Origin of the sequence: Gordonia caeni (assembly GCF_039537105.1) — a bacterium.
GTDB classification, from domain to species: Bacteria; Actinomycetota; Actinomycetes; order Mycobacteriales; family Mycobacteriaceae; genus Gordonia; species Gordonia caeni.
Window position 1 is genome coordinate 38,826 of record NZ_BAAAZW010000015.1, and the last position, 7,142, is coordinate 45,967.

The window sequence follows — 7,142 nt, forward strand, 5'->3', positions numbered from 1 at the left end:
CGGTGCGGAATCTGTGTGTCGCGCACCTACGATGACTCCCATGAGATCGCGGGCGTGGCCGGCCGCCGCGTGGGCGCCGTTCGTGGTCGCCGCCGTGGTGCACGTGGCCGCGCTGATCGCCGACAGTGCGCTGGCCGGACCCACCAAGCTGACGCTGATGCCGCTGCTGGCCGTGCCGGTCGTGGTGGCGGGGCCACGCCTGCGGCCACCGGCGGTCACCGCGCTGGTGCTGGTGGCGCTGGTGTTCTCGTGGCTCGGCGACGGTGCGGGGGCGCTGTTCCCCGGCGGCCCGGAGCTGCCGCTGATGCTCGGTTTCTTCGGACTCGCCCACCTCGCGTACATCGTGGCGTTCGTGCGCTTCCTCGGCACCGGGCCCTGGTTGCGCTGGGCGGTGCTGTACGGGTGCTGGTGGGTCGCGATGGTCGCGGTGATCGGCCCGCACGCCGGCGGGCTGCTGGTGGCGGTCGCGGTCTACGGCGTGGTGCTGGCGGGGACCGCGGCGACGGGGGCGCGGTGCGGGACGGTGATCGCCGCCGGTGCCGCGTTCTTCCTGGCCAGCGATTCGCTGCTGGCCTTCCGCATCTTTCTGCCGGACGCCGCGCCGGGCTGGTTCTCCCCGGCGGTGATGGCGACCTACACGTTGGGGCAGGGGCTGATCGTGTTCGGGGTGCTGCGGGCCGCGACGGCGGGCACGAATCGGTCTAGCCTCGAATCATGACCGACGAGCGCTATCAGAGACTGACCGCCGCACAGGCCGCCGAGCAGACGCCGCCCGGGTGGCGCGTGGACGGGGACACGCTGGTGGCGACCTACCGCACCGGATCGATGGTGCGCGGGCTCGCGTTCGTCGACCGGATCGTGGCGGCGGCCGAGGCCGACGAGCACCACCCGGACATCGACTTCCGGTACGCCACGGTCGCGCTGACGCTGACCACGCACGCCACCGGCGGCCTCACCGATGCAGACGTACGGCTGGCCCGGGCGATCGGTGAGCTGGCCGACGGCCTGGAGCTCACGGCCGAGCAGCCGAACTCCTGAGCGCGTCGGCGAGGAAGTGGTCCTCGGCGTCGTTGCCGGGCAGGTCCAGTGCACGCCGGTAGGCCTGCGTCGCGGCGGCGTCGTCACCGAGTTCGGCCAGGGTGAGCGCCCGCGCGATGTGGAAGGGCCGATAGCGGGCGAGTGCAGGGTCGTCGGCCAGGGCGTCGAGGCCGGCGATCCCGGCGGCCGGCCCGTACGCGCGGCCGTGGGCCACGGCCGCGCCGAGACGCACCACCGGTCCGGGCTCGTGGGTGGCGAGCAGCCGGTACAGAACGCAGATCTGCGTCCAGTCGGTGTACTCGGCAGTCGGTGCTTCGGCGTGCACGGCCGCGATCGCGGCCTGGATCGCGTACGACGCCGCCCCCTCGCCCGCCGCGGCTTCCTCGGCCAGGGCGATGCCCTCGGTGAGGAGGGCGGGCGTCCACAGGCTGCGGTCCTGGTCGGCGAGCGGGACCGGTAGGCCCTCGCGATCGGTGCGGGCGGGGCGCCGGGCCTCGGTGAGCAGGAGCAGTGCCAGCAACCCGGTGGTCTCCGCGCCCGACGACAGCCGCTGGATCAGCCGCGCGAGGTCGATCGCCTCGGCGGTGAGGTCGTCGCGGACGTGGTCGGCGCCGGCCGACCGGGCGAAGCCCTCGGAGAACAACAGGTAGAGCACGCGCAGCACGCAATCGAGCCGTTCGGGCAGCTCCGCGGGCGCCGGCTCGGTGAAGCGCACACCGAGGGCCCGGATCCGCTTCTTGGCCCGGACGATCCGCTGCTGGACCGTCGCCGTCGGCAGCAGCAGGGCGTGCGCCACCTCGGCCGTCGTCAGACCGGCGACGAAGCGGAGGGTGAGCGCCAGTCGGTCGTCCGGCTTGAGCACCGGGTGCGCGCAGGCGAAGAACATCGCCAGGCGTTCGTCACCGAGACCGGCGGGTTCGCCGTCGGCCGGGCCGGCGCCGAATGCCCGGGGTGCGGTGCGGTCGGACTCGATCTGCAGTTCGGCGAGCTTGCGAGCCAGGACCCCTTCGCGGCGAACCGCGTCGAGGGCTTTGCGTTTGGCGGTGGTCGTCAGCCACGCCTCCGGAGACCGGGGAACCCCGGTCTCCGGCCAGGTCTTCAGTGCCTGGATCAGCGCTTCCTGCAGGGTGTCCTCGGCCAGGTCCAGATCGCCGAACCGGCTGGCGAGCACCGCCAGCAGACGGGTGCGGGTGTCGCGGTCGATCGCCGCGACCGCCGCCCGGGCATCTCGGTCCATCGCCATCTCGGCTCGCCACTCAGTAGGGGGCGAGCGGGCGGATCTCGATGTGGCCGCCGGGCGCCGAGGCCGGGCTCTTGCGGGCCCAGGCGATCGCCTCGTCGATGTCGGCGACTTCGATCACGTAGGTGCCGCCGACGAACTCGCGGACTTCGGCGTACGGTCCGGTGGACACCACGCGCTGCCCGGCGTCGTCGCTGTGCACGATCACGGCGTGCTCGGGGTCCTCGAGCGCGAACGAGTTCACCACCACCCCCGCCGCGGTGATCTCCTGATCGAAGGCGAAGAACTCCTCCGGGGCGGCGCCGCCGTCCTCACCGCAGGCCGGGTCGTTCACGTGGCCCATGAGCAGTAGTGCGTATTTCATCGTCTCTCCTGTCGTCGTCGCGCTGTCGTGCCTGGACGCGCAGCCCGGTGATGGCGTCGAACCCGGACGGCCCGACACCATGGTGACGGACGGGACGCCCGGATATCGACAGCCGACCGGGAAACGATTCAGACGCCCCGGGTGGGACTCGGGTCGGCGGTGGGGCCGGCCGCCGTCGCCGGCGGCACGATCCGGAATTCCGGCATGCGGCTGACCATCAGCCACGCCGGGAGCACGATCACGCAGAGGATCGGCAGCAGCGTGATGTCGCCGGGGATCGCCACCGCCAGGAACAACGACAACCAGCCGTCGCGGGTCACCACCAGCAGGATGCCGAGCACACCGCACGCCACCGCCAGCCCCAGCGGCAGGCTCGGGATCAGGACGTGGCCGAGCATGCCGAGGGCGACGCCGATGAAGGTTGCGGGGAAGACGCGGCCGCCGCGGAACAGGGCGCTGGCGGCGATGACCAGCGCGAGGGTCTTGACGGCGGCGATCACCGCGAGGTCGCCGGCGTCGTAGGCGCCCGGGTCCGCGAGCAGCTCGCCCATCTCGTGCAGCCCCTTGAACATCGTGATCGGCCCGCCGATCAGGCCGAGGATGCCCAGCAGGAAGCCGCCCACCACCGGAATCAGCACCGGCGTCCGCAGCGCGTGCAGTCCCCGCCAGGCGTGCGGGAACAGCCACAGCGCCACCAGGCCGCACACGACGGCCCCGCAGGCCACGGCCACACCGGTCAGCACGTCGATCGCCACCGGATCCCCGTACGGCGGCAGCTTGAAGCCGAAATGCTGACCGCCGATGAGGCGCATGGTGATCGCCCCGGAACCGGCCGCCACCAGCGGGAGGAACAGCTTGTCCCACAGCGATCCCCGGCCCTGGACGGCGGCCAGGATCTCGGTGAAGATCAGCGCCGCGGCCACCGGAGTGCCGAACAGGGCGCCGGTGGTCGCCGCCCCCGCGATCAGCACCGCCACGTCGCCGGGCACCTTCGGCAGCACCCGCGCGAAGAAATAGGCGATCAGGCCGACGTTGATGGCGATGATCGGATTCTCCGGGCCCAGGCTGACGCCGCCGGCCAGCGAGAGCACTGTCACCACCGCCAGTGCGGGCAGCGCCGACAGCGCCAGCGGCGACTCGATCAGCTCGGTGGTGGCGCTGTCCGGGCCGCCGTGACCGGGCAGGAATCGCAGACACAGGCCCACGGCCAGACCGATCACGGTGAGGACCAGGACGATCCACCAGCCGTCGGGGTTCACGCCGAGGGCGCCGGGGACGTCGTCCCACAGCACCTCCTGCAGCAGGTCGGCGAGGGCCTCGAGGGCCCACAGCATGCCCGCCGCGAAGGCGCCGAGCACGATGCTGGGGACGGCCAGCAGCAGCATCTCGCGGGGAGACGGGGCATCCGTGCCGGGTTCGGGAGCGGCAAGGGTCATCGGCGGCGTCCTCCGTCTCGGCGCGCGGACCCGGCGGGGCAGGCGCTAACTGAACACGATGATGCCGTATACCGCGAACGTGGCGAGGTGAACTGCGCCATGAAGGGCGGTCACGCGGCGACTGGTGAACGTCGCCACCGACAGCACGAGTGTGACGGCGAGCAGCAGCAGGTTGGCCGGGGTCTCCGCCAGGAGCACCGTCTGGCCGGTGGCCAGCCCGATCAGCAGCACTGCGGGGATGGTCAGCCCGACGGTGGAGACCAGGGCGCCGTGGCACAGGTTGCTCACCCGCTGCATCTCGCCGGCCAGCGCGGCGCGGACCGCGGTCAGCGATTCCGGAAGGAACACGATCGCCGCGATCAACACCCCGGCCAGGGCGGTGGGCGCGCCCAGGCGGCCGAGCCCGTCGTCGAGGAGGGTGGCCAGGTCGTGCGAGATCAGCACGATCGGGATGACGGTGAGCACCAGCACGATCAGCCGGGTGATCAGCTCGCGGCGGTGCTCGCGGACGATCTCGCCGATCGATGCCCCGGCCTCGGCCGGCTGCGCGGCGCTGCCGGGGGCGTCCACCTCGCGGAAGTCGCCGGCCTGGGCGCCGGTCTGCCGGTAGAGGAAGAAGGCGTACAGCGCGACGGTCAGCACCGTCACTCCGATCGCCTGCACGGTGGTGTACGAGCCGTCGTCGCCGATCGCCGCGGGCAGCGCGAAGGCCAGCGCGATCAGCACCACCAGCACCGCCAGGTACGACGAGGCGCCGGTGCGGTTGTACCGGAGTCCGCCGTGCCGCAGACCGCCGGCCAGCAGGCAGAGGCCGATCACCAGGTTGAGGATGATCATCGAGACGGCCATCACCGAGTCGCGGGCGATGGTGCTGTGCACGCCCGGGCCGAGCATCACCGCGGCGATCAGGATCACCTCGATGAGCACGATCGACAGGGTCAGCACCAGCGTGCCGTAGGGGTCGCCGAGCCGGTGGGCCAGCGCCTCGGCCTGTCTGACCACCCCGAACGAGGCGATCACGACCACCGCGACGATGGCGGCCAGGACGATTGCCAGCGTGGGGCTGGGGACGGGCGGTGCCAGTAGATCCCCGGCCAGCAGGAGGGCGACGACGGCACCCCAGCCGAGAACGAGACGGGCGATGTCTGAGCGCGCGACGAAGCGCGGCGCAGGTGAGGTCCCTGCAGGTGAACTCATGGTGGGCTTCTCCGGGCGGGGTCGTCCCCGCGGGAAAAGGGTGCGGCCCGGGTCGTCCCGGCCGGCGAGCGACTTCCGGCCCGCGACCTCGATCGTAGACGATCGTCGTGCGGCCGGGCTATGACGTGGGCTACGCCGTCAGCGGGCGGCGGTGGCGCGCTGGCGGGTGCCGTAGCGTTCGCGTGCCTGCGCGGGCGTCACGGTCACCGGGTCCGCCGGGGGTGCGCTCGCACGGTGGGCGGCCAGCACCGCGGCCGTCATCGGCGCGAGCGGCCGGATCAGTCGTTGTGCCACAGCGGGATTGGCCGCCGCTGCCACCGCCGCGCGGGTGAGCGGCCGCGCGGCCAGGTCCACCAGGGCAGGCTGGTCGAAGCCGCCGATCTCGCGCATCCACTTGGGCAGGGTCGCCACCGTCGCCGGGGCGATCAGCCGGCTGCCGAGCCAGAATCGGCGGTTGCCGGCGGCGCCCTCGGTGCGCAGCAGGTAGTGCATGCCGCGCTGTGCCCGCTCACTGGTGCACAGTCCGGGGCGGACCCGGTCGAAGTAGTCGTGCACTTCGCCGCGGGAGGTGGGCACCTGGTCGGGGTCGCAGGTCTGCAGTTGTGCGGCGATCGCGGACTCGGCCCAGTACCGGCGTTCCTCGTCCGCGGTGAGCGGTCCGGGGCCGTACTCCTCGTAGCACTTGAGCACCGAATGCCAGCCGGTGACGTGGATCCACAGTTGGGAGGCAGGATTGTTCGCGGCATAACGCCGGCCGCTGATCGGCTCGATGCCGGTGGCCTTGGCGTGCACGGTCATCAGATGTTCGGAGGCCTCGATCGCCGTCTTCGAGTCGGCGGTGGCCACGGTGACGAAGTAGGCGAGGGTGGCGTCGAGCCGCCGGGCCGGGTCGTTGTAGATGCCGCCCATGTCGGCGACGGCGGCTGCGAGGGGAGCGTCGAAGTGCTCGAGCACCACTGATCGCTGGAAGGCGATCAGCGCTGTCGGTGCGGTCCACAGCTTCCAGGAGATCGAGTCCGGCCCGAAGAAGCCGTAGTCGGTGGTGCGGTAGGTGGCGGTATCGTAGCTGAACATTCGCGGTTCTCCTTCAGGCCGTCCGGTACGCGGCGGCCATCATCTGCCCGTAGAGGGCAGCGAGGTCGTCGGCGGACCAGTCGGTGGCGGGGTTGATGACGATGCGGATCGCGGCCTCGCACGAGGACACGAACAGTTCGATGAGGGCGGGCAGCTTCCGCTCCAGGTCTTCGGTCTGCCACCAGCGCTCCAGCGCCGGGGCGATCCAGCGTGTGGAGGCGTCGACGATGCGGCGCCGAGCGTCGGCGACCAGTCGTGCCACTTCGGGGTCGGGCCGGGCGTCGAAGACCAGGCGCCACGCCTCGGGCCGCGCGGCGACCGCGTGCAGCAGGGCGCGGTAGCCGTCGACGAAGGTCTGCTCCGGGTCGTCGCCGCTGGCCGAGTGCAGGGCGTCGAGGGTGGCGGCGAGCAGCGACTGCGACTCGCGCTCCAGGAGCGCGTCGAGCAGGGTCACCCGATCGGGATAGCAGGAGTAGATCACCGGGCGGGTGACGGCCATGCTGCCGGCGACGGCGGCGATGGTCACTGCGCCGAGGCCGTCGCGGACCGCGATGGCCTGGGCGGCGTCCAGTACGGCCGGGCGGCGGCGTTCGGGTCCCAGGTGTGCGGCCCGTTCCCGTTTGGTCGAGGTGGTCACCACTCGACCATAGACGCAGTTTCTACAGATGTGAAGGATTATTCTTCAGACGCGTAGGAAAGGGTTGGTCGACGAACATCGGCTCCTGGGGAGGGACGGCCGGAGAATCCGGGCTGTTTCGTTTTGAGGTCCCGTTCTTGACGGCGCGGCACCCGT

8 protein-coding genes are annotated in these 7,142 nt (G+C 71.8%); 2 read left to right on the plus strand and 6 right to left on the minus strand.

The window, feature by feature from the left end; translation table 11 throughout:
• The first annotated feature begins 40 nt into the window (after positions 1-40).
• Both ABD732_RS18050 and ABD732_RS18055 read left to right on the plus strand, forming a co-directional pair.
• Entirely contained in the window at positions 41-718 is a 678-nt protein-coding gene (locus tag ABD732_RS18050; RefSeq protein WP_344786095.1) for a lysoplasmalogenase family protein, read from the plus strand.
• Complete coding sequence (locus ABD732_RS18055; protein WP_344786097.1) at positions 715-1,038, plus strand: 4a-hydroxytetrahydrobiopterin dehydratase; 324 nt, start codon at positions 715-717, stop codon at positions 1,036-1,038. The genes ABD732_RS18050 and ABD732_RS18055 overlap by 4 nt, the downstream gene beginning before the upstream one ends.
• On the opposite strand, the gene ABD732_RS18060 is transcribed toward ABD732_RS18055, so the two are convergent.
• The 6 genes from ABD732_RS18060 to ABD732_RS18085 form a co-directional block, all read right to left on the minus strand.
• Positions 1,013-2,281: an RNA polymerase sigma factor gene (locus ABD732_RS18060; RefSeq protein ID WP_344786099.1), complete on the minus strand. Its 1,269-nt coding sequence runs from the start codon at positions 2,279-2,281 to the stop codon at positions 1,013-1,015. The two genes, ABD732_RS18055 and ABD732_RS18060, sit on opposite strands and share 26 nt — an antisense overlap.
• A gap of 13 nt (positions 2,282-2,294) precedes the next feature.
• Entirely contained in the window at positions 2,295-2,642 is a 348-nt protein-coding gene (locus tag ABD732_RS18065; RefSeq protein WP_344786101.1) for a YciI family protein, read from the minus strand.
• A 128-nt stretch (positions 2,643-2,770) separates the two neighbouring features.
• Positions 2,771-4,078 carry an ion channel protein gene (locus tag ABD732_RS18070; protein WP_344786103.1) on the minus strand — a complete coding sequence of 436 codons (1,308 nt, stop codon included), beginning with the start codon at positions 4,076-4,078 and terminating at the stop codon, positions 2,771-2,773.
• A gap of 45 nt (positions 4,079-4,123) precedes the next feature.
• On the minus strand, positions 4,124-5,275 hold the full coding sequence (locus ABD732_RS18075) for a calcium:cation antiporter (protein ID WP_344786105.1): 1,152 nt from the start codon (positions 5,273-5,275) through the stop codon (positions 4,124-4,126).
• 138 nt (positions 5,276-5,413) lie between these two features.
• Positions 5,414-6,349 carry an oxygenase MpaB family protein gene (locus tag ABD732_RS18080; RefSeq protein WP_344786107.1) on the minus strand — a complete coding sequence of 312 codons (936 nt, stop codon included), beginning with the start codon at positions 6,347-6,349 and terminating at the stop codon, positions 5,414-5,416.
• Positions 6,350-6,362: 13 nt separating this feature from the next.
• The gene (locus tag ABD732_RS18085; RefSeq protein WP_344786109.1) at positions 6,363-6,986 is read right to left on the minus strand and encodes a TetR/AcrR family transcriptional regulator; all 624 of its coding nucleotides are present in this window, start codon (positions 6,984-6,986) and stop codon (positions 6,363-6,365) included.
• Positions 6,987-7,142: the final 156 nt, after the last annotated feature.